The sequence below is a fragment of the Pedobacter sp. N23S346 genome (assembly GCF_048515415.1).
GTDB lineage: Bacteria > Bacteroidota > Bacteroidia > Sphingobacteriales > Sphingobacteriaceae > Pedobacter.
On the sequence record NZ_JBLYEE010000035.1, the window covers coordinates 1 to 975 of the forward strand.

Consider the following 975-nt stretch of genomic DNA (forward strand, 5'->3'; position numbering starts at 1 on the left):
ATTGTCCCCTGCCTAAGCTCCGTTTCAGCTTCGTTAGTCAAAAACTCCGGTCTCGAACCGTTTTATCTATTTCACAGTATATGCTTGATAAATATGCCCCAATGGCGTTTCTTCTTGTCTTAATCTTGTATGTCAATGTAGTGTACCAATCCAGGTAACGCTTTCTTTTATTATGCTGTTTTTTAAAAGCTTTCTGCTTTGGTCTTTAAGCTTTTTCAGCTCAATGGTGGAGAATAACGGTCCCGATAGCTATCGGGACGAACCGTTGACCGGTTGCCATTCTTAATGGTGGAGAATAACGGTCCCGATAGCTATCGGGACGAACCGTTGACCGGTTGCCATTCTTCATGGTGGAGAATAACGGAGTCGAACCGTTGACCTCCTGCGTGCAAGGCAGGCGCTCTAGCCAGCTGAGCTAATCCCCCAGAGTATAGTTATCAGTTTTCAGTTAGTAGTTTTCAGTATTAAAACTGTTAACTGCAAACTGTAAATTGCAAACTCAAATGGTAGTCCCGTCCAGATTTGAACTGGAGACCCCTACATTATCAGTGTAGTGCTCTAACCAGGCTGAGCTACGGGACTTCTTGATTTAAGGTTAGCTTTATCGTATGCAGTATATAGTATCTTACCGCTACTGCTTATCCTTTGGCTTTCCCCATCTTTGTACCGTTATGCCAATACCTTTATAGTATGACCACCGTTTTATTCTGGGTGTTTTCTCTTTTTTTTGTATAAAGTAATTAGTATCAAGTATCTGGGCATCCGCTTTTTGCGATCGCCTTTTACTTTAGTCTTTGGTCTTTCAGCTTTAGTCTTTCAACTTATAACCTGGAACTTATAACTCTTAACTACCTTATTTAGAAATATCATGTTGCGAAGCGAGTAGGTGACACTACTCCAGAAAGGAGGTATTCCAGCCGCACCTTCCGGTACGGCTACCTTGTTACGACTTAGCCCCAGTTATCGGTTTTACCC

General features: G+C 42.4%; 2 tRNA genes and 1 rRNA gene. All 3 read right to left on the reverse strand.

The features are described from left to right. Positions 1-348 precede the first annotated feature (348 nt). Positions 349-425 (reverse strand) — tRNA-Ala (locus ACN1CD_RS23580). A gap of 79 nt (positions 426-504) precedes the next feature. Continuing rightward, positions 505-582: transfer RNA gene (locus ACN1CD_RS23585), tRNA-Ile, on the reverse strand. Between the two features lie 319 nt (positions 583-901). After that, positions 902-975: ribosomal RNA gene (locus ACN1CD_RS23590) — 16S ribosomal RNA — on the reverse strand; the annotation flags it as partial.